This window comes from Albimonas pacifica, assembly GCF_900113695.1.
Lineage (GTDB): Bacteria > Pseudomonadota > Alphaproteobacteria > Rhodobacterales > Rhodobacteraceae > Albimonas > Albimonas pacifica.
Window position 1 is genome coordinate 18989 of the sequence record NZ_FOQH01000002.1, and the last position, 20042, is coordinate 39030.

Genomic DNA, 20042 nt, shown 5'->3' on the forward strand with positions numbered 1-20042 from the left:
GAGCTTCGGTTCGGCGTCGACCACCTGGGCCATTTCGCGCTGACCGCGCGCCGGCTGCCGCTGCTCCGGCGGGGGCGGGACCCGCGGGTGGTCGCGCTGTCCAGCATCGCGGCACGGCCTGCGACGGCGACGACCGCCCCGCCGCGGCGGGCGTGGCGGCGAGAGTCCGGACCCGGGGGACGCCGCCCGCGCCCCCTTGCGCGTCACGGCCCGAAATCGAGCCGGCCGAAGCGCCCGTCGCCGGTGTCGCGCATCCGCAGCAGCAGCGCCGGGTCGAAGAGGCGGTCGCGGGCCGCGCCCTCCTCTCCGGGGAAGAAGAGCTGCGTGGTCAGGACGCGCCCGCCGGGCCGCTGGAGGCGGAAAGGGACGTGGCGGGCGCGGCCCGAGCCAGCGCCCGCATCGTCGCGCCCTGCAGGAGGGGCAGGGCCAGGAACGTCGTCGGCAGCGCGCGTCGGGCGGCGGCCCGGCCATCGCCTGGACGGCGTCGCTCATGTGCTCGGGGTCGGAGACGCCGCAGAGCACGCGGCTCACCGCCGGATGCCGGGACCGGCGGAAGCCGTCCCGCGCGTGGCCGACGTCGCCGAGGTGGTCGCCCGTGGCCCGGATCTTGTCGGCGAGGAACCTCTCCCCGGGGCGCGCGGCGTCGCCCGGGAACGGGCCGACGCGGACCTCGGCCGAGCCGCAGAGCGGCGAGGTCTCGCCCCCCCGCCCGCCCGCGGCGCCGAGGACGCGGCGTCCGTCGAGCGTCGGGGTCCTCGCGTCTCTCCTGCGTCGCGGGCCGTCAGAGCTGCCAGCCGGCGGGCGCCCAGGCGTAGCCGCCCTCGGTCCGCCGCATGTGACCGAGGCCGGGGAAGGGAAAATGGAAGCCCAGCACCGGGATCCGGTCGACGGCGGCGCGGTCGAAGATCCGCCGGCGGGAGGCGAGGGCCGCCTCCTTGTCGCGGTCGGGCCCCGGCAGCCACGGCCGCTCGACGTTGACCACCGGGTGATAGGCGAGGTCCGAGGTCAGCAGGAGCTGGTCGTCGCCCGAATGGACCAGGAACGCCGCCATCCCCGGGGTGTGGCCGGGGGCGGCGATCGTGGCCAGGCCCGGCACGATCTCGTCCCCGCCTTCGTAGAGCGCGACGTGACCCTGCACCGGCTCCAGGCTGCGCCTGATCGCGGCCGCGAAGCGGAGGCGGAAGTCCTGCGGGACCGGCATGTAGGAGAGATCGGGATCGGCGCGCACGAAGAACTCCCAGTCGGCCCTCGGCACATGGACCGTGGCCCGCGGGAAGGCCCGGCCGCCGTCGGCCGCGCGCAGGTTGCCCACGTGGTCGGGGTGGGCGTGCGAGATCACCACCGCGTCGATGTCCGCCGGGCCGAGGCCGAGGGCCGCGAGGTTCGCGAACAGGCGCCCCCCGTCCGGGCCCATCGTCCGCCCGGCGCCGGCGTCGAGCAGGATCCGCCGGCCGCCGGTCTCGATCAGCAGCGTGTTGAGGTTCAGGGTCAGGCGGTCGGTCGGCAGGAACGCCTCGCGCAGCGCCGCCTGCAGCTCCGCCTCGGGGGCGTCGCTGGCGTAGATGCGCGGCGGTCCGCCGATGCGCCCGTCGCTGATCACGGTCGCGTCGATCTCGCCGACGCGGAACCGGTAGAGCCCGAGGTTGCCCTCCGGCGCGGGAGAGAGCCGGGCGCGCGCGCCGCGCAGGTCCGGGACGGCGATCCCGGCGATCCCGGCGGCGCCGGCGAGGGCGGAGAGCATCGCGGCGCGGCGGTTCAGGGCGAAGGCGGTCATCGGGGCGTCGTCTCCTTGCAGGCGCGCCCGGGCCGGCGCGGCGCGGGAAGGCTCCGGCGGGGCGGCGGCGGGCGGGCGCGGCGGTGGCCTCTGGGTGGAACATGACACCGCGCGATTGGGCGGATAAGCTGTTGAGGATCGATCAGCGTGGTAAGCCCAGCTTCGCAATGGCCCCTCTTCGTCTCGACAGTCTCGACGTCTTCGTCGCCATCGTGCGCTGCGGCGGCTTCCGCGCGGCGGCGCTGGAGCGGGGGGTCTCCTCCTCCGCCCTCAGCCAGACGATGAGCGCGCTGGAGGAGGCGCTGGGCATCCGCCTGCTCAACCGCACCACCCGCAGCGTCTCGCCGACCGAGGCGGGGCAGCGCCTGCTCGACCGGCTGGACCCGGCGCTGGGCGACATCCGCCTCGCCATCGCCGAGGTCGACGCGCTGCGCGACAGCCCCTCGGGCACGCTCCGGATCAACGCGCCGGCGCCGGCGGTGGATCACCTGCTGTGCCCGCTCGCCTTCGACTTCATGGCGGCCTATCCGCAGGTGAACCTCGAGCTGGTCGGCGACGCGGCGGTGATCGACATCGTCGCGCAGGGCTTCGACGCCGGGGTCCGCTTCGGCCGCCAGATCGCGCAGGACATGATCGCGCTGCCGCTGGGCCCGGCGCTGCGCTACGCGATCGTCGCCTCGCCCGGCTACATCGCGGCGCATGGCCGGCCGGCGACGCCGTACGACCTCGTGGGGCACGACTGCGTCAAGCGCCGGTTCCCGGGGGGCGCGCTGGTCTCCTGGCGGTTCGAGAAGGGCGGCGAGTCGCTCGAGATCCCGCCGCCGGGCCGCCTGACCGTCAGCGCCGCGCGCAACGAGCTGCAGGCGGCGCTGGCGGGCCGCGGGATCGCCCATGTCTTCGAGGACTACGCGAGGCCCCATCTGCAGGCGGGCCGGCTGGTGGAGCTGCTCGCCGACTGGAGCCCGGTGCTGCCGCACTGGTTCCTCTACTACCCCAACCGCCGCCTGCCGAGCGCGGCCATGCGCGCCTTCCTCGACTTCATGCGGCGCTACGACTGGTCGGCGCAGGCGCGCCTCGACGCCGCCGGGGCGTGATCCCGCGCCCCGGGGCTGCCGGGCCCGGCAGGCCCGCAGCAGGGCGCGGCCGGCGGGGCGCGCCCACGAGGCCGGCGGCGCCGGCGATCGGCGCCGTCATCCGCTCGGTCCGTTCGCTCCCTTGCGATCGTCCCCGGGGTCGCGACCCAATCGAGAGGGGCGGGCGCCCCGGCCCGCGCCTCAGAAATCCAGGCCCAGGTCGAGGGTCGAGGCGGAGTGGGTCAGCGCCCCGACGGAGATGTAGTCGACCCCGGTCGCCGCCGTCTCGGCCACCCGCTCGAGGCGCATCGAGCCCGAGGCCTCCAGCGTCAGCCGCCCGGCGGTCATCGCCACGGCCTGCCTCATCGCGGCGGCGTCCATGTTGTCGAGCAGCGCCACGTCCGCGCCGCCCTCGTCCAGCGCCTCGGCGAGCTGGTCGAGCGTGTCGACCTCGATCTCGATGCGCAGCATGTGCGAGGCGCCGGCCTTCGCCGCGCGCAGGGCGGCGCGCACCCCGCCCGCGGCGGCGACGTGGTTGTCCTTGATCAGCACCGCGTCCGACAGCGAGAAGCGGTGGTTGAAGCCGCCCCCGTGCAGCACCGCCTGCTTCTCGACCAGCCGCAGGCCCGGCGTGGTCTTGCGCGTGCAGGTGATGCGCGCGCGCGTGCCCCGGGTTTCCGCCGCATAGGCCGCGGTCGTCGTGGCGACGCCCGCGAGGCGGCCCGCGAAGTTCAGCGCCACCCGCTCGGCCGAGAGGACCGAGGCGGCGGGGCCCTCGATCTCCATCGCCGTCTCGCCGGCCGCGACGACCGCGCCGTCGGGCGCCAGCGTGCGCAGCTTCAGCGCGGGATCGACCAGCCGGAAGGCGAGGGCGGCGACCTGCATCCCCGAGAGCACCCCCGCCTCGCGCGCCCGCAGGCGGGCCCGGCAGGTCGCGCCGGGCGGGATCACCAGGCGCGTGGTCACGTCGCCGCCGGCGCCCAGGTCCTCGAGCAGGGCGGCGCGCACCAGCGGCTCGAGCAGCAGCTCGGGCAGGGGGGCAGGCGGGAATTCGGGGGTCATGCGTCGGTCTCCCTGGCGGCTTCGGCGCGGATCTCCAGCGCGCGGTCGAGCGTCAGGCGGCTGCGCCGCCCCTCGCCCGTCGGCGCCTCTGGGCGGTCGGCTCGGAAATGGGCGCCCCGGCTCTCCCCCCGCGCGAGGGCGGCGGCGGCGATCAGGGTCGCGGCGGCGGTCATGTCGGCGAGGGCGGGGCCGGCCCCGGCCTCGATCCCCGCGATCTCGCGCAGGGCGGCGCGCAGGCCGGGCGCGTCGCGCACCACGCCCGCGCCCGCGGTCATCGCCCGGCGCAGCCGGGCGAGACGGGCGGGATCGGGCCCTTCGGGCGCCGCGCCGCGGGGCGGGGCGACCGGCGCGGCGGGGACCGCGGGGGGCAGCGCGGCGTCGATGTCGCGCGCGCAGCGCGCCGCGTAGACCAGCGCCTCCAGCAGCCCGTTGGAGGCCAGCCGGTTGGCGCCGTGCAGGCCGGTCGAGGCGGCCTCGCCGCAGGCCCACAGGCCGGGCAGGGAGCTGCGCCCGGCGGCGTCGGTCTCGATCCCGCCCATGTGGTAGTGGGCGGCGGCGGCCACCGGGATCGGCTGGCGGGCGGGGTCGAGCCCGGCCCGCCGGCAGGCGGCGGCGACGGCGGGGAAGGCCGCGTCGATGCGTGGCCCCAGCGCGGCGCGCGTATCCAGCATCGGCCGCCCGCCGGCCCGGGCGCAGGCGTAGACGGCGCGGGCCACCACGTCGCGCGGCGCAAGCTCGAGGTCCGGGTGCAGGCCGGCCATGATCCGCCGGCCGTGGCGGTCGACCAGCGTCGCGCCCTCGCCCCGCAGCGCCTCGGTCGCGAGCGGCGCGGGGTCGAGGCCGACGTCGAGCGCGGTGGGGTGGAACTGCACGAATTCCGCATCGGCGATCGCGGCGCCCGCCCGCGCGGCCATGCCCAGCGCCTGCCCGCGGATCCGCGCGGGGTTGGTGGTCAGCGCGAAGAGCCCGCCCGCCCCGCCGGCCGCCAGCAGCACCGCCGGCGCCTCGATCGACGCGGGCCCCGGGCCGCCGGGGCGGGCGGGGGCGATGCGCACGCCGGTCACGCGCCCGTCCGCGACCTCCAGCCCGGCGGCGCAGGCGCCCTCCAGCACCTGGATCGAGGGCGTCTCGCGGACCCGCTCGACGAGGGCGCGCATGATGCCGGCGCCGGCCCCGTCGCCGCCGATGCGGGCCACGCGGGCGAAGCTGTGCGCCGCCTCGCGCGAGAGCACGTAGCCGCCCCCCGCCGTGCGGTCGAAGGGCGCGCCCAGCCGGGTCAGCTCCAGCACATGGGCGCGGGCCTCGGCGGTCACGGCCTGCGCCACCGCGGCGTCCACCAGCCCTGCGCCCGCGCGCAGCGTGTCGGCGGCATGGGCGGCGGCGTCGTCGGGCGGCGCCAGGGCCGCGGCCACCCCGCCCTGCGCCCAGGCCGAGCTCGCGCCCTCGCCCAGGGGCTCGGGGGAGATCACCAGCACCGGGCGCGGGGCCAGCGCCAGCGCAGCGTAAAGCCCGGCCAGCCCCGCGCCGACGATCACCGCGCGCGGGGTCGCGATCCGCTCCATCCGCGCCTCAGGCCTTCGGGCGCGAGAGGGCGATCATCCGCTCGATCGGCAGGCGCGCCTTCGCGGCGATCCCGGCCGGGACCTCCACCGCCCCCTCCATCGCGTGCAGCGACCACAGGATCTTCTCCAGCGTGATGGTCTTCATGTAGGGGCACATGTTGCAGGGGCCGACGAACTCGACCTCCGGCAGCTCGTCGGAGATGTTGGAGGCCATCGAGCATTCGGTGACCAGCATCGCCTCGCGCGGCCGCTCGCGCCGCACGAAGTCGATGATGCCGCTGGTGGAGCCGGAGAAATCCGCCTCCGCCACCACGTCGGTGGGGCATTCGGGATGGGCGATGATCAGGGCGTCGGGCCGCCCCTCGCGGAACTGGCGCAGGTCGGCGGCGGTGAAGCGCTCGTGCACCACGCAGGCGCCGTCCCACCAGACGATATTCTTGTGGGGCACCTGCTTCGCCACGTTGCGCGCGAGGTGCTTGTCGGGGGCCATGATCACCGTCTCCGACTCCATCGCCGCCACGATCTGCGCGGCGTTCGAGGAGGTGCAGCAGACGTCGGAGACCGCCTTCACCTCGGCCGAGGTGTTCACGTAGGTCACCACCGGCGCGCCGGGGTGGCGGACGCGCATCGCCTCGATGTCCGCCGGCGTGACGCTCTCGGCCAGCGAGCAGCCGGCCTCGCGGTCGGGGATCAGCACGGTCTTGGCGGGGTTCAGGATCTTCGAGGTCTCGGCCATGAAGTGCACGCCGCACTGCACGATCACCTCGGCGTCGACCTCGCTGGCGCGGATCGCCAGCTGCAGGCTGTCGCCGACGAAATCCGCGACGCCGTGGTAGATCTCGGGCGTCATGTAGTTGTGCGCCAGGATCACCGCGTTGCGCTCGGCCTTCAGGCGGTTGATCGCCTCGACATAGGGGGCGTGGATCGCCCAGTCGAAGGGGGTCACCACGCGGCTCATCCGGGTGTAGGCGTCATGCGTCCGGGCGGCGGTCTCGGTCGAGGGCGCCAGGTCGTAGCGCCGGGCCAGCGCCTGGCGGTCGAGGGTCGGGGCGGTCATCGGCGGGCTCCTTCCACGGGCATCGAATGCACGCAAATGTTTGTGCCACAACGGTTTTTCGACTCAGAAGGGTCGAGCGGCGGGGTGTAGCCCCACGCCTGCCGCGCGGCAAGTTCATAATCGCGGCGCCGCCCGCCCTCCCGGGGCCGCGCACCGCGCCCGGCGCGGCGCGGCGAGGTTTGCAACCCGGCGCGCCGGCTGCTACCGCTGGACCATCCGTTGGGGCGCCCCGTCCGGGGCTGAGAGGCGCGAGCCGACCCATCGAACCTGATCCGGGCAATGCCGGCGTAGGGAACGGAGCACGACCCCGGCCGAGGTTCCGGCCTCCCGCGGTCCCTGCCTCCTCCCGCCGTCGGGGGAGACTGACATGACCCCTCGCCGACCCATCGCGATCTCCATGGCCGCGGCCCGACCCGGGCGCCGGACGTGAGACGCGCGACCGTCCTGGGCGCCGGCGTCGCGGGCCTCTGCGTCGCGGCCGAACTGGCGGCGCGGGGCTGCGAGGTCACGGTGCTCGATCCCGCCCCCGCCCCCGGGCCGCACGGCTGCTCGTGGTGGGCGGGCGGGATGCTCGCGCCTTTCTGCGAGGGCGAGACGGCGGAGGAGCCGGTGGTGCGCCTCGGCCGCCAGGCCGCCGACTGGTGGCAGGCGCAGGGCGCGACGGTGGAGCGGCGCGGCACGCTGGTGGTGACGCCCGGCCGGGACCGCCGCGAGCTCGACCGCTTCGCCCGCCGCGTGGAGGGCTGCGAGCGGCTCGACGCAGACGGGGTCGCGGCGCTGGAGCCCGACCTCGCCGGCCGCTTCGACCGCGGCCTGCTGGTGCGCGGGGAGGCCCATCTCGACCCCCGCGCCGCCCTCGCCGGCCTGCGCGCGCGGCTGGAGGGCGAGGGCGTGCGCTTCGTCGCCGGCCGCGGCGCCGGCAGGGGCCCCGGGCGCCCCGAGGGGACGGTCTTCGACTGCCGCGGCCTCGCCGCGCGCGACGTGCTGGCGGACCTGCGCGGGGTGAAGGGCGAGATGGTGGTGCTGCGCAGCGCCGAGCTGCGCCTCTCGCGCCCGGTGCGCCTGCTGCACCCGCGCTTCCCCCTCTACGTCGTCCCCCGCGACGGGGGCCTGTTCATGCTCGGCGCCACCCAGATCGAGAGCGAGGACCGACGGCGCAGCGTGCGCGCGGCGCTGGAGCTGCTCTCGGCCGCCTACGCGCTCCACCCCGCCTTCGCCGAGGCGGAGCTGGTCGAGCATGGCGCCGACGCGCGCCCCGCCTTTCCCGACAACCTGCCGCGGCTGCGGCGGCAGGGCGACACGATCCTCGTCAACGGCCTGTTCCGCCACGGCTTCCTGCTGGCCCCCGCGCTGGCGGCCCAGGCGGTGCAAGCGGCCTGCGACGGCAGCCGACCGGAGTTGATGGATGAAGATCATGCTTAACGGCGCCCCCGCCGAAGTGCAGGCCGAAACGCTCGCGGCCGCGCTGGAGGAGCTGGGCTACGGCGAGGCCAGGGTCGCCACCGCGCTCAACGAGGATTTCGTGCCCGCCGGCGCGCGCGCGGCCACGCGCCTCGCCCCCGGCGACCGGGTCGAGATCGTCGCCCCGCGGCAGGGGGGCTGAGATGGAGGTCTATGGAACCGCCGTCGCCTCGCGCCTGATGCTGGGCACGGCGCAGTATCCCTCGCCCCAGGTGCTGGCCGAGGCCTTCCGCCGCTCTGGCGCCGGCATCGCCACCGTCTCGGTGCGCCGCGAATCCGGGGGCGAGAAGGCGGGCGCCGCGTTCTGGGAGCTCGCCCGGGGCCTGGGCGTCGCGATCCTGCCCAACACCGCCGGCTGCCACTCGGTCAAGGAGGCGGTGACCACCGCCCACATGGCGCGCGAGCTGTTCGACACGCCCTGGATCAAGCTGGAGGTGATCGGTCACGCCGACACCCTGCAGCCCGACCCGTTCGGCCTGGTCGAGGCCGCGCGGATCCTGGTCGAGGACGGCTTCCAGGTGTTCCCCTACACGACCGAGGACGTGGTGCTCGCCGACCGTCTGCTCTCGGCGGGCTGCGAGGTGCTGATGCCCTGGGGCGCGCCGATCGGCACCGGGCTGGGCCTGACCAACGTCTACGGCCTGCGCACCCTGCGCGCCCAGTTCCCCGACGTGCCGATGGTGGTGGACGCAGGGCTGGGCCTGCCCAGCCAGGCGGCGCAGGCGATGGAGATGGGCTTCGACGCCGTGCTCCTGAACACCGCCGTGGCCAAGGCCGGCGACCCCGCGGCGATGGCCGACGGCTTCGCCCGCGCGGTGGAGGCCGGGCGCCTCGCCTTCGAGGCCGACCCGATGGAGCCGCGCGACATGGCCGCCCCCTCCACCCCCGTGATCGGAAAGGCGTTCCTGGAATGAGCCTCGACCGGTTCTACCCGATCTTCGACGGGCTGCCCTGGCTGGAGCGGATGCTGCCGCTGGGCGTGAAGCTGGTGCAGCTTCGCATCAAGGACACGCCCGAGGACGCGCTGCGCCGGATCGTGCCGCAGGCCCTGGCCCTCTGCCGCGCCCATGGCGCGACGCTGGTGGTCAACGACCACTGGCGGGTCGCCATCGACGCCGGCTGCGACTGGCTGCACCTCGGCCAGGAGGACCTCGACGAGGCCGACCTGCCCGCCATCCGCCGCGCCGGCCTGAAGCTGGGCGTCAGCACCCATGACGAGGCGGAGCTGGAGCGCGCCCTGGCCCTCTCCCCCGACTACGTGGCGCTGGGCCCGGTCTACCCCACGATCCTCAAGAAGATGAAATGGGAGCGGCAGGGTCTCGAGCGGGTGACGGAGTGGAAGGCCCGGATCGGCGACCTGCCCCTGGTCGCCATCGGCGGCATGAGCGTCGAGCGCGCGGCGGGCGCCTTCGCGGCGGGGGCGGACGTGGTCTCGGCCGTCACCGACATCACCCTGAACGCGGACCCCGAGGCGCGCCTGCGTGCATGGATCGGGGCGACGCGATGAGCCGCTACGCCCGCCAGATCGCGGTGCCCGAGTTCGGCCCCGCCGGCCAGGCGCGCCTGCGCGCGGCGCAGGTGCTGGTGGTGGGCGCGGGGGGGCTGGCGGCGCCGGTGCTGCAGTATCTCGGCGGCGCCGGGGTCGGGCGCATCCGGCTGGTCGACCCCGACCGCGTGGACGCGAGCAACCTCCACCGCCAGACCCTGTTCCGCGAGGCCGACGTCGGCCGCCCCAAGGCCGAGGCCGCCGCCGAAGCGATCGCCGCCCTCAACCCCGAGTGCCGGGTCGAGCCGGTGGTCGGCGCCCTCGACCCCGCCAACGCCGCGGCGCTGTGCGAGGGCATGGACCTCGCGCTCGACTGCGCCGACGTGTTCGCGGCGAGCTACGTGCTCTCCGACGCCTGCTTCGCGGCCGGGCGGCCGCTGGTCAGCGCCTCGGCGCTGGGGCTGGAGGGCTATGCGGGCGCCTTCTGCGCCGGCGCCCCCAGCCTGCGGGCGGTGTTCCCCGACCTGCCCCAGCAGGCGGGCTCCTGCGCCGAGGACGGCGTGCTGGGGCCGGTGGTGGGCGTGATCGGCGCGCTGCAGGCGCAGATGGCCGCGGCGATCCTGGCGGGGATCGCGCCCTCGCCGCTGGGGCGGCTCGTCACCTTCGACGCGCGGCCGTTCCGCTTCGGAGGCTTCCGCTTCGACGGCGCGGCGGAGCCCGAGCGCCCGCCCCGCTTCATCGCCCGCGCCGAGATCGCGGAGGCCGACTTCCTGGTGGACCTGCGCGAGGCCGACGAGGCGCCGCTGGTGCGCCCCGACGCCCGGCGGCTGCCGGTCTCGGCCTTCGGCCCCGACGGGCCCCGGCCCGCGCCCGGCCAGCGCGCGGTCCTGTGCTGCCGCTCGGGCCTGCGCGCCTGGCGCGCGGCGGAGCGGCTGGCCGGGGTCTGGGACGGCGAGATCGTGCTCGCGGCCCTCGGCGACCCGACCGCGGAGGGCTGAGGCGAGGGTCTGCGCGGGGGGGGCCGGAACCGGGGGCTCAAGCCCCCGCGAGCTGGGGGATGCGCCGCAGCCGGCGGGCGGCGAAGTCGACGAAGGCGCGGATCTTGGGCGCGGTGCGGCGGCCCTCGACATGCACCACGTGGACCGGCAGCGGCTCGGGCGCATGGTCCTCGAGCACGCAGACGAGGCGCCCGGCCTCCACGTCGTCGTCCACCTGGTAGGAGAGCGCCCGGCACAGGCCCCAGCCGCTGCGCGCGATCTCGATCGAGGCGGCGACGCTGGTCACCGTCAGGCCCGCGGCGCAGCGCACCGCCTCGCGCTCCCCCGGGCCGAAGCGCCAGACCGGCCCGCCGCCGCCGGCATGGGTCGCGACGATCCGGTGGCCGGGGAGGTCGCGGGGCGCCTGCGGGGTCCCGTGGCGCGCGAAATAGGCCGGCGCCCCGCAGACCACCCGGCGCACCGCGCCCACCCGCACCGCCGCCAGGTCCGAGGCGGGCAGGGGCCCGATGCGGATCGCCACGTCCACCCCCTCCTCGACCAGGTTCACCACGCGGTCGACCATCAGCGCCTCGACCGTCACGCGGGGGTGGAGGTCCAGGAACTCGGTCAGCAGGGCCGCCACGTGGATGCGCCCGAACTCCTGCGGGCAGGTGAGGCGCACGCGGCCCGCGGGGCTGCCGCCGGCGCCGGCCGCGGCCTCGTCGGCGGCCTGCAGGCGGGCCAGCACCTCCTGCACCTCGGCGAGGTAGGCGCGCCCGACGTCGGTCAGCCGCACCCGGCGCGTGGTGCGGGTGAAGAGCCGCGCGCCCAGCTGCGCCTCCAGCTCGTTCACCCCGCGCGTGGCCGAGGGCGCGCTGAGCCCCACCGCCCGGGCGCCGGCGGCGAAGCCGCCCGCCTCGGCGACTGCGGCGAAGATCCTCAGCGACTGCAGGCGGTCCATGCCGCGCCTCCCGATCCTTTCAGATCCCGAAAGGGTGCGCTTTGGTTTACGCGCATTATTTCACGATGCAGTCATGGCTAGGTCTCGTCCCGAACGCAAGCGCAACGCCATCGCAAGGAGCCGCGCCATGACCGACCCCCGCACCGGGACCGCCGAGCCCGTGATCCTCCACCGCACGCCGAAGTCCGGGCACTGCCACCGGGTGGAGCTGATGTTGCGCTTCCTGGAGATCCCCTACCGGACCCACGACCTCGACATGGCGGGCGGGGAGCACAAGGCCCCCGCGCATCTGGCGATCAGCCCGCTGGGGCAGGTCCCCGCCATCGAGCAGGGCGCGGTCGCGCTGTCGGATTCGAACGCCATCTGCACCTACCTGATCCAGCGCCACGGCGACGCCGGCCAGTGGCTGGGCCGCGATCCGCTGGAGGCGGCGCAGGTGCAGCGCTGGCTCTCGGTCGCGGCGGGCGAGATCGCGGCGGGCCCCTGCGCGGCGCGGCTGGTCAAGGTGTTCGGCGCGCGGCTCGACCACGCGGCGGCCGTGGCGGCGTCGCACCGGCTCTTCGCCATGATCGAGGCGCATCTCGACGGGCGGGCCTGGCTCGCCGCCGATCGCCCGACCCTCGCCGACGTCGCGGGCTACAGCTACATCGCCCACGCGCCGGAGGGCGCCGTCTCGCTCGCGCCCTATCCCCGGATCCGCGCCTGGCTGGGCCGGATCGAGGCCCTGCCGAACTTCATCCCCATGCCGCGCTCGCCGGAGCTGGCCTGAGGCCGGCGCCGCGCGGGCGTCCCCAGAGAGGAGGCGCGCCATGTCCCCCTTCCATGACGGCGAACGCGAGGCGCAGACCCGCGCCGGCGTCGCCGAGGCGGCCGCCGCCGGCGGCGCCTTCATCCGCGAGCGCATGCCCGACCAGCACCGCGCCTTCTTCGCGGGGCTGCCGTTCCTGGTCGTCGCCGGCGGCGACGCGCAGGGGCGGACCTGGGCCTCGGTGATCGAGGGGCCGGAGGGCTTCGCGACCTCCCCCCACCCGGGCCGGCTGGACCTGGCCCGGGGCCCGGGCGCGGACGACCCCCTGGCCGCGCGCTTCGCCGCCGGGGGCGAGATCGGCCTGCTGGGCATCGAGCTCGCCACCCGCCGCCGCAACCGCGTCAACGGCCGGCTGCGCCGCGAGGGCGGGGGCTTTGCGCTCGAGGTCCGCCAGAGCTTCGGCAACTGCCCCAGCCACATCCGCCCGCGCGAGCGGCGCCGCGAGGCGGCCGCGCGCCCGGGGCCGGCGCGCGTCTCGGACGCGCTGAGCGCGGCGCAGGCGGCGTGGATCGGGCGGGCCGACACGATGTTCCTCGCCTCCGGCTGGTCGGGGGAGGCGGCGGGGGAGGCCGCGGGGGGCTACGACGCCTCCCACCGCGGGGGGCCTGCGGGCTTCGTGCGGGTGGAGGGCGCGCGCGCGCTGAGCTTCCCCGACTACGCCGGCAACAACTACTTCAACACGCTGGGCAACCTGCTGCGCGACCCCCGCGTGGGCCTGGTCTTCGTGGATTTCGCGACCGGGAGCCTGCTGCACCTGACCGGCCGCGCCGAGATCGACTGGCACGCGCAGGCGAGCGCCGATCCCGACGCCCGCCGCCTGGTGCGCATCGCCGTCGAGCAGGTGATCGAGCGGCCGGGCGCCCTCTCGCTGCGCTGGCGGGCGGAGGAGGGGCTGCGCCTGCGGGTGACCGGGCGCACGCGGGAGAGCGCGGACGTGGTCTCCTTCCATCTCGCGCCCGCCGACGGCGCCGCGCCGCCGCCGTTCCGCCCGGGCCAGCACCTGCCGGTGGCGCTGTCGATCCCCGGGCAGGCGGCGCCGGCGCGGCGCAGCTACTCGCTCTCCGGCCCCGGGCCGGAGCTGCGGATCAGCGTCAAGCGGGAGGCGCGGGGCCTCGTCTCGCGGTTCCTGCACGACCGCGTGGCGGTGGGCGACGTGATCGAGGCGGGCCAGCCCGCGGGCGACTTCGTCCTGCCCGACGGCGAAGGGCCGCTGGTGCTGGCGGGGGCTGGCGTGGGGGCGACGCCGCTGCTGGCGATGCTCCACGCCGCGGTGCGCGAGGGGCGCCGGCCGGTGCGCTTCGTGCACGGCGTCCGCGCGGGGCGCGACCATGCCTTCCGCGCCGAGGTGGCGGCGCTGGTCGGGCAGGGCGGCGACGTCGCCGCCCGCACGCTCTACAGCCGCCCGGAACCCGAGGACCGCCGCGCGGGCGCCTTCGACGCCGAGGGCCGGATCACGGCCGCCGATCTGCTGGCGGCGGCGCCCGAGGGGGCGGCGGAGTTCCTGCTCTGCGGCCCCGCGGGCTTCCTCGCCGACCTGCGCGCGGGGCTGGAGGCCGCGGGCGTCCCCGCCGCGCGGATCCACGAGGAAAGCTTCGGCCCCGCGGGCTGAGGCGGGGCCGGGCGGCGACGCCCGGCCTCCGGCGCGCGGCGGTCGCGCGCCGACTCGCCCGGCCGCGGCGATGCGGCGGGCGGGCGGCGCGCGGACGCGTCGCATCCGCGGGGCGTGACGCCTGCGCGCCGCGGCCGGGGGTTGTGCGGGCGGCGGGCGACGAACCGCCCTTGCCTGTTGCGTCGGAGTTGAATAACCCCTGAAGTCGACTGGAGGCAGCCGGCGCGGCTTCGCCAGGTTTGGCGGACGCCGGGGATTTTCAGGAGGGCGGAGCAGTGGGCGAACAGCCCTTCCAGGTCGACTTTCCCTTTCGCGGGAGCCGGGATTACGTCCACAGCGCAAGCCTTTGCAACGAGATCGACCGCCGGTTCCCTCAACGTGAGCGCCTCGAGCTGGTGCTGCGCAGCTGGATGCGCGGGCGCGTCGCCTTCACGCCCCTGGGCGCGGGCGAGCGGGGCGAGGGCGCCGGCCAGGCGAAGCTGAGGATCGGCGGCGAGGACCGGATCTGGACCCTCGCCGAGGTCCCCTCCGAGCCCGGCGAGACCCGCGTGCCCTACGACGAGGACGGGCTCGTCGCCCAGGATCCGGTGACCGACGGGCGCATCACCTGCCGTCCGCATGGCGCGGGCAGCTTCTTCGACCGGCTGATCGCGGCCAACAAGAAGCTGATCAACCACACGCTGAACCCCGGGGTGAAGCTGATCGCGGCCAAGGTCGTGGTCGACGGCGCGCCCGGCCCCGACGCCCCCTTCACCCTGGTCCTCGCGTCCCACATGGGCGTGAAGATCTTCAAGAGCCGGATCCTGATCGGGGATTCGCCAATCGGGGAGCTTGTCTACTATGGCGGCTGAGAACCCTTTCTGCCTGCGCGCGATCGGCGTGCACCTGCCCGAGCGGCGGGTGGACAACACCGTACGGGCGGAGCGTTTCGACTACGACCTCGACAGCCTGCGCAGCAAGATCGGCATCGCCGCCACCGCGCGGATGGACGAGGGGCAGGAGACCTCGGACCTCTGCGTCGCCGCGGTGCGCGACCTCGAGGCGCGGCTCGAGGCGGCGGGCGAGGGGGGGCTCGACCTCGGCTCGATCGACCTGCTGGTGGTGGTCACCCAGCACCCCGACGGGCACGGGCTGCCGCACACCTCGGCGATCGTGCACGGCAAGCTGGGCCTGCCGGACGGGTGCTTCGCCTTCGACATCTCGCTGGGCTGCTCGGGCTACGTGGCGGCGCTGGCCACCGTCTCGGGCCACCTGATGGCGACGGGGGGCGAGCGGGCGTTGCTGGTCACCGCCGACCCCTACTCCAAGTCGCTGAGCGAGGACGACAAGAACACCTCGATGATCTTCGGCGACGCGGCCACCGCGACCCTGATCGAGAAGGGCGAGGGCTGGCGCATCGGCGCCTTCGACTTCGGCACCAAGGGCGCGCGCCACGACGCCCTGCGCCGGGACGAGGAGGGGGTGCTGCAGATGAACGGGCGCGCCGTCTTCGACTTCTGCGCCCTCAACGTGCCCAAGAGCCTGAAGCGCGCGATGGAGGCGAACGGCGTCACGCTCGACGACGTCGACGCCTACGCGCTGCACCCCGGCTCGAAATACATCGTCGACACGGTCTGCAAGCGCGCCGGGCTGACCGCGCCCGAGCGGCTGGACTGCGCCGACTACGGCAATACCGTTTCCTCCTCCATCCCCATGATCCTGGCGGGCCTGAACCGCGAGGCGGCGGGCACGGTCCTGATCTCCGGATTCGGCGTGGGTCTGGGATGGGCCACCACCGTTTTGACCACGAAAGGATCCCAGGCGTGACCCGAGCCGACACCGAACAGCTGATCCGCGACCTGATCTCCGAGAACGTCGACGGCTTCGACGGCCACCAGCTCAAGGCCGACGCGCGCTTCATCGACGCCGGCATGGACAGCCTCGACCTGGCCACCGTGCTGCTCGAGGTGCAGGAGGCCACCGGCGTCACCTTCCCCGACGGCGAGGAAGAGAAATACGACAGCCTGACCAAGCTGCTCGACTACATCGAGAAGGCGCAGTCGGAATGAAGGCGGCCGTCGCGGGGCAGGACGCCCCTCGCTGGCGGCGGATCGTCGACGCGGCCACGCCGGTGCTCTACGCCGAGGACGCGCCCCGCGCCGCGGTCGAGAAAGAGCTGCGCCGGATGGACGACTTCGCGGCCGCCGGCCCCAAGGGGGCGGCCCGGCCCGAGTTCCGGATCATGCACGACCTCGCCCGCTGGCGGCTGTCGGGCGAGTACGCGCCCGGCTACGAGAGCCTCAACGAGGCGCGGCTGCAATTCTGGCACCTGGAGAAGTTCTGCCCGGTGCTCGACTTCCAGAAGCGCGTGCTGGAGGCCACCGTCGCCGACTATCCCGGGGCGGAGGGGCCGGCGAAGTTCCTGAGCATCTACCGCGGCGTCACGGGCCCGGTGGATCCGCGCTTCGACGACGTGACCCGGGACATCGTGATCTTCCGCCGGCCCGGCGCGACGCTGACGGTGATCGCCTTCTCCGGCCTGCAGGGCATGATCTCGGGCGTCGGCTTCACCATGTACGACCGGGCGGTGACCCAGAAGCTGGGCGCCAACCTGATCGTGGTGCGCGACCTCAACCGGCTGTTCTACCTCGGCGGGCTGCGCTGCTTCGGCCCGCTGGAGCAGTCGATCGAGGGCCTGCGCGGCGTGCTGGCCGAGTTCGCGGGCACCCGCATCGTCGCCGCCGGCGGCTCGGCGGGGGTGTTCGGCGCCCTTCTGATGTCGCCCGCCCTGGGCATCCGCCACGTGGTTGCGAGCTCGGGCCCCACCTCGCTCGACATCGGCCTGAACGAGGGCGACCGCCAGCGCTACATGGCGGTGAAGGAGGCGCACGAGCGGGGCGAGGCGGCCTATCCGGACCTCGTCGCCGACGTCGTAGCCTCTGACATCGAGCGCATCGAGTTCTTCGTGGGCGGCGACCACGACTACGACCTGCGCCAGATGCGCAACATCGAGGCGAAATGCCCGGCCGTCCGTCCGCATGTGGTGGCGGGCGAGGCCTCCCACAGCGTGCTCGACAAGGTGATCGCCGACGGCTCGTATCTCGCCGCCTTCGACTGAGCCCGCCCGCGGGCGCGGCGCGGCCTTCGCCCCGGGGGGCGGAGGCCGCGCCGGCCCGCTCCGCGCCTAGCCCTCCAGGAACCGCGCCCCCGAGGCCGCGATCGCGGCCGCAAGCTCGGCGAGCTCGGCGATCTCCAGCGCCTCGTCCGGGCCGCCGAGATTGCGGGGCGTGAGGCCCATGGCCACCGTCTCGAACCCCGCCCGCCGCCACAGCCGCGCGTCCGAGCCGCCGATGCGCCCGTCGTGCCAGGCCTCGCCCAGCGCCGCGGCGGTCCCCGCGAGGCAGGCGCGCGCGATGGGGCTGCCGGCGGGGGTCCAGGTCGGCTCGTAGCGGCGCACGATCTCCATTTCCACGCCGAAGGGGGCGAGCAGGCGGCGCGCCTCCGCCTCGACCTCGGCCGTGCTCAGGCCCACGGGGATGCGCACGTCGCAGGCCGCGCGGGCGGCGTCGGGCACGAGGTTGGCCGAGATCCCCGCCTCGATCCGGCCGAGGTTCACGGTCAGGCGGCGCATGGTGCGGCGCGGCTCGGGCCCGTCTGCGCCGGCATGGGCTGCGGCCTCGTCCATCAGCCGGGCGGCCTCGGCCGGCTCCTGCAGCGCGCTCGCCTCCAGCCCGCGCAGGGCGGTCAGGGCGTCGAGCAGCCGGTCGGCGGCGTTGTCGCCGGCGTGGACATGGGCGCCGTGGGCCGAGCGGCCCTGCGCCGAGAGCTCCAGCCACAGCATCCCCTTCTCGCCCAGCCGCACGGCGCGGGGGCCGCCGGCGTCGGCCACGATCACCCCGTCCCCGCGCACCCGGGGCAGGTCGTCGATCATCGCCTGGGTTCCCAGCTCGCCCATCCGCTCCTCGTCGCCGCCGAAGGCGAGCACGATCTCGCCCGCGAAGGGGCGGGCGGCGAGCAGGCGGGCGGCCTCGATCATCGCGACCAGCCCGCCCTTCATGTCGGCCGAGCCGCGGCCGTAGAGGAGCCCGTCCGCGATCTCGCCGCCCAGGGCTGCGCGGGTCCAGCGGGCGGCGTCGCCGACGGGGTAGGTGTCGAGATGGCCGTTCAGCACCAGCCGCCGGCCGGGGCGGGCGCCGGGGATCGCGACCATCAGGTTGGTCACCGGCGCCACGGCCTCATGGAACGCGATCTCGGCGCCTGGCAGGTCGGCGAGCAGCGCGGCGCAGGCCTCGGCCATCGGGCGGGTGGCCGAGGGCGGGGTCTGGCTGTCGATGCGCACCAGCTCGGCGGTGCGGGCGGCCATGCCCTCGGCGCGGGCCGCCATCCAGGCGCGGGTCGCGGCGCCGTCGCGAGGGTCGGGGCGGGGGTCGGGGACGCTCATGCCTCGGCCCGGGGCAGGCGGGCGCGGGCGGAGCGGATCAGCATCAGGATCTCGAAGGTCACCGCGGCCGCGAGGAAGGCGGTCATCCCGTTCACGTCCTGCGGCGGGCTGACGGTGTTCACGTCGGCCGCCACCACGTTCAGCCCGTCCAGCGCCTTGAGCAGGTCCAGCCCCTCGCGCGAGCTCAGGCCCCCCCAGACCGGCGTGCACACTCCCGGCGCGCAGGAGGGGTCGAAGACGTCCATGTCCCACGAGAGATAGACCGGCCGGTCGCCCAGCGTCGCCTTCAGCTCGGCCGTCACGTCGTCCTGCCCCCGCTCCAGGAACTGGGCGAGCGTGAGGGTGTTGTAGCCCAGCTCGCGCGCATGCTCGTGCACGCCCGCGCGCATCGTCGTGCCGCGCAGGCCCAGGTGCCACGAGAGCCCGGTCAGCGCCCGCTGCTCCAGCGCCACGTGGGTGAACTGGGTCGAGGCGTCGACGGGATGGGCGGGGTCCGGGGGATAGGCGTCGGTATGGCTGTCGATGTGCAGCACCGCCAGGCCCGGATGCACCCGCGAGGCCGCGCGCACCAGCGGCAGCGAGACCGAGCCGTCGCCCCCGAAGCCCACCGGCGCCGCGCCGCGGGAGGCGAGGCGGAAGGCCGCCTCCTCGATCGCCGCGAAGCTCTCCTCGATGCGCGAGGGCGTCAGGATCACGTCTCCCGCGTCGATCACGCCCATGTCGGCGATCACGTCGAGGTCGGCGCGCTCGCTGTCGAAGCGGCGGATCAGGCCGGACTGGGCGCGGATCGCCTCCGGCCCCTGGCGCGAGCCGATGCGGAACGGGTGGATGCCGCAGTCGAAGGGGCAGCCCAGGATCGCGGCCTGCGCGCCGCGGGCGTCGGTGGAGAAGGGGGCGGACATGAAGGTCGGCGGCCCGCGGAACAGGTCGGCGTCGGGCAGGTCTTCGGGGGACATGGTCGGGGCTCCGGGGCGGATCGGGAGAGGGCGGCCGGGCGCGCGCCCCGGTGCGGGGCGCGTCGCCGGGCGGCGGGCCGGCAGGGGCGGTTCAGCGGCGCGAGAGGCGACGCTCCCAGATGCGGATGCCCATGGCCAGCGGCCAGCAGATCAGGAAGTAGACCACCGCGATGAAGGTGAAGATCTCCAGCGGGCGGAAGATCGAGGACGACAGCTCCATGCCGCGCCGGGTGATCTCGCCGACCGAGATGACCGAGCCGAGCGAGGAATACTTGATCAGCTGCACGAAGTTGGCGGCCAGCGGCGGCAGGATCGTTCGCACCGCCTGCGGCAGGGTGATGCGCACGAAGGTCTGGAACGGCGAGAGGCCCAGCACCTGCGCCGCCTCGCGATGGCCGACGGGGACCGACTGGATGCCGGCGCGATAGGCCTCGGCGATGAAGGCGGAGGAATAGAGCGACAGCCCGATCACCAGCGCCGTCCAGGCGTCGAGGTTGATGCCCAGCGTGATGGGCATGACGTAGTAGACCCACAGCAGCTGCACCAGGATCGGGGTGTTGCGGATCACCTCGCCCACGCTCAGCCCGATCAGGCGCAGGATCCGCCAGGGCGAGAGGTCCAGCAGCGCGATCACCAGCCCGCCCACCAGCGCCAGCGCCAGCGTGATGGCCGAGATCAGCAGCGTCTGCTGCAGGCCGCTCATCAGGAAGTCGATGTTGGCGGGAATGACGTCCCACCGGAAACTGTAGTCGCCCATGCGGCGGCCTCTCCGGGTTCGGGGTTCGCCGCGAGGGGCGCGGCGGTCGCGGGGCGAGGAAGGGGGGGGCGGGCGGCCT

20 protein-coding genes and 1 riboswitch are annotated in these 20042 nt (G+C 75.3%); of the genes, 12 read left to right on the top strand and 8 right to left on the bottom strand.

The features are described from left to right. Positions 1–781: 781 nt before the first annotated feature. Complete coding sequence (locus tag BM064_RS02980; RefSeq protein ID WP_092857741.1) at positions 782–1774, bottom strand: MBL fold metallo-hydrolase; 993 nt, start codon at positions 1772–1774, stop codon at positions 782–784. A 167-nt stretch (positions 1775–1941) separates the two neighbouring features. Here BM064_RS02980 and BM064_RS02985 point away from each other — a divergent pair, with 167 nt between their 5' ends. Continuing rightward, on the top strand, positions 1942–2868 hold the full coding sequence (locus BM064_RS02985) for a LysR family transcriptional regulator (protein ID WP_092857743.1): 927 nt from the start codon (positions 1942–1944) through the stop codon (positions 2866–2868). A 180-nt stretch (positions 2869–3048) separates the two neighbouring features. Here the strand turns inward: BM064_RS02985 and nadC are convergent, their stop codons facing one another. The 3 genes from nadC to nadA are packed head-to-tail and all read right to left on the bottom strand — an operon-like array spanning position 3049 to position 6528. After that, positions 3049–3909: a carboxylating nicotinate-nucleotide diphosphorylase gene (gene nadC / locus BM064_RS02990; RefSeq protein ID WP_092857745.1), complete on the bottom strand. Its 861-nt coding sequence runs from the start codon at positions 3907–3909 to the stop codon at positions 3049–3051. After that, complete coding sequence (locus BM064_RS02995) at positions 3906–5471, bottom strand: L-aspartate oxidase (RefSeq protein WP_092857747.1); 1566 nt, start codon at positions 5469–5471, stop codon at positions 3906–3908. Before BM064_RS02995 ends, nadC begins: the two co-directional genes overlap by 4 nt. A gap of 7 nt (positions 5472–5478) precedes the next feature. Then, positions 5479–6528, bottom strand: coding sequence for a quinolinate synthase NadA (nadA, locus tag BM064_RS03000; protein WP_092857749.1), 1050 nt, complete (start codon positions 6526–6528; stop codon positions 5479–5481). Positions 6529–6738: 210 nt separating this feature from the next. Continuing rightward, positions 6739–6839, top strand: a riboswitch (TPP riboswitch). A gap of 115 nt (positions 6840–6954) precedes the next feature. On the opposite strand from nadA, the gene BM064_RS03005 reads away from it, so the two are divergent. Genes BM064_RS03005 through BM064_RS03025 form a run of 5 tightly spaced genes read left to right on the top strand, consistent with a single transcriptional unit; the run spans position 6955 to position 10473 of the window. Next, a complete protein-coding gene (locus tag BM064_RS03005; protein ID WP_092857751.1) occupies positions 6955–7950 on the top strand; it encodes an FAD-dependent oxidoreductase in 996 nt (331 codons plus the stop codon). After that, entirely contained in the window at positions 7934–8131 is a 198-nt protein-coding gene (thiS, locus tag BM064_RS03010) for a sulfur carrier protein ThiS (RefSeq protein ID WP_092857753.1), read from the top strand. The genes BM064_RS03005 and thiS overlap by 17 nt, the downstream gene beginning before the upstream one ends. Position 8132: 1 nt before the next feature. Next, positions 8133–8903: a thiazole synthase gene (locus BM064_RS03015; RefSeq protein WP_092857755.1), complete on the top strand. Its 771-nt coding sequence runs from the start codon at positions 8133–8135 to the stop codon at positions 8901–8903. After that, positions 8900–9496: a thiamine phosphate synthase gene (locus BM064_RS03020; protein WP_092857757.1), complete on the top strand. Its 597-nt coding sequence runs from the start codon at positions 8900–8902 to the stop codon at positions 9494–9496. The genes BM064_RS03015 and BM064_RS03020 overlap by 4 nt, the downstream gene beginning before the upstream one ends. After that, positions 9493–10473 (top strand): HesA/MoeB/ThiF family protein, encoded by a 981-nt coding sequence (locus tag BM064_RS03025; protein ID WP_092858767.1) that lies wholly within the window; start codon positions 9493–9495, stop codon positions 10471–10473. The genes BM064_RS03020 and BM064_RS03025 overlap by 4 nt, the downstream gene beginning before the upstream one ends. A gap of 37 nt (positions 10474–10510) precedes the next feature. Here BM064_RS03025 and BM064_RS03030 read toward each other — a convergent pair whose 3' ends face one another. Continuing rightward, complete coding sequence (locus BM064_RS03030) at positions 10511–11413, bottom strand: LysR substrate-binding domain-containing protein (protein ID WP_092857759.1); 903 nt, start codon at positions 11411–11413, stop codon at positions 10511–10513. A 127-nt stretch (positions 11414–11540) separates the two neighbouring features. Here BM064_RS03030 and BM064_RS03035 point away from each other — a divergent pair, with 127 nt between their 5' ends. The 6 genes from BM064_RS03035 (at position 11541) to BM064_RS03060 (ending at position 16927) form a co-directional block, all read left to right on the top strand. After that, entirely contained in the window at positions 11541–12182 is a 642-nt protein-coding gene (locus BM064_RS03035; RefSeq protein WP_092857761.1) for a glutathione S-transferase, read from the top strand. A gap of 40 nt (positions 12183–12222) precedes the next feature. Beyond that, positions 12223–13830, top strand: a complete 1608-nt coding sequence (locus BM064_RS03040) for an FAD-binding oxidoreductase (protein WP_092857763.1) — start codon at positions 12223–12225, stop codon at positions 13828–13830. Between the two features lie 275 nt (positions 13831–14105). After that, positions 14106–14681 (top strand): hypothetical protein, encoded by a 576-nt coding sequence (locus BM064_RS03045; protein ID WP_092857765.1) that lies wholly within the window; start codon positions 14106–14108, stop codon positions 14679–14681. Beyond that, positions 14671–15636, top strand: coding sequence for a ketoacyl-ACP synthase III (locus tag BM064_RS03050; protein ID WP_092857767.1), 966 nt, complete (start codon positions 14671–14673; stop codon positions 15634–15636). Before BM064_RS03045 ends, BM064_RS03050 begins: the two co-directional genes overlap by 11 nt. Beyond that, positions 15633–15878 carry an acyl carrier protein gene (locus BM064_RS03055; RefSeq protein ID WP_177236129.1) on the top strand — a complete coding sequence of 82 codons (246 nt, stop codon included), beginning with the start codon at positions 15633–15635 and terminating at the stop codon, positions 15876–15878. Before BM064_RS03050 ends, BM064_RS03055 begins: the two co-directional genes overlap by 4 nt. Beyond that, a complete protein-coding gene (locus BM064_RS03060; RefSeq protein ID WP_092857771.1) occupies positions 15875–16927 on the top strand; it encodes a hypothetical protein in 1053 nt (350 codons plus the stop codon). Before BM064_RS03055 ends, BM064_RS03060 begins: the two co-directional genes overlap by 4 nt. 66 nt (positions 16928–16993) lie before the next feature. On the opposite strand, the gene BM064_RS03065 is transcribed toward BM064_RS03060, so the two are convergent. From BM064_RS03065 to BM064_RS03075, 3 genes are all read right to left on the bottom strand, one after another. Next, entirely contained in the window at positions 16994–18250 is a 1257-nt protein-coding gene (locus BM064_RS03065; RefSeq protein WP_092857773.1) for a M20/M25/M40 family metallo-hydrolase, read from the bottom strand. Next, positions 18247–19206 (bottom strand): arginase family protein, encoded by a 960-nt coding sequence (locus tag BM064_RS03070; protein WP_218160942.1) that lies wholly within the window; start codon positions 19204–19206, stop codon positions 18247–18249. Before BM064_RS03070 ends, BM064_RS03065 begins: the two co-directional genes overlap by 4 nt. A 91-nt stretch (positions 19207–19297) precedes the next feature. After that, positions 19298–19963, bottom strand: a complete 666-nt coding sequence (locus BM064_RS03075) for an amino acid ABC transporter permease (RefSeq protein ID WP_092857775.1) — start codon at positions 19961–19963, stop codon at positions 19298–19300. Between the last annotated feature and the right edge of the window lie 79 nt (positions 19964–20042).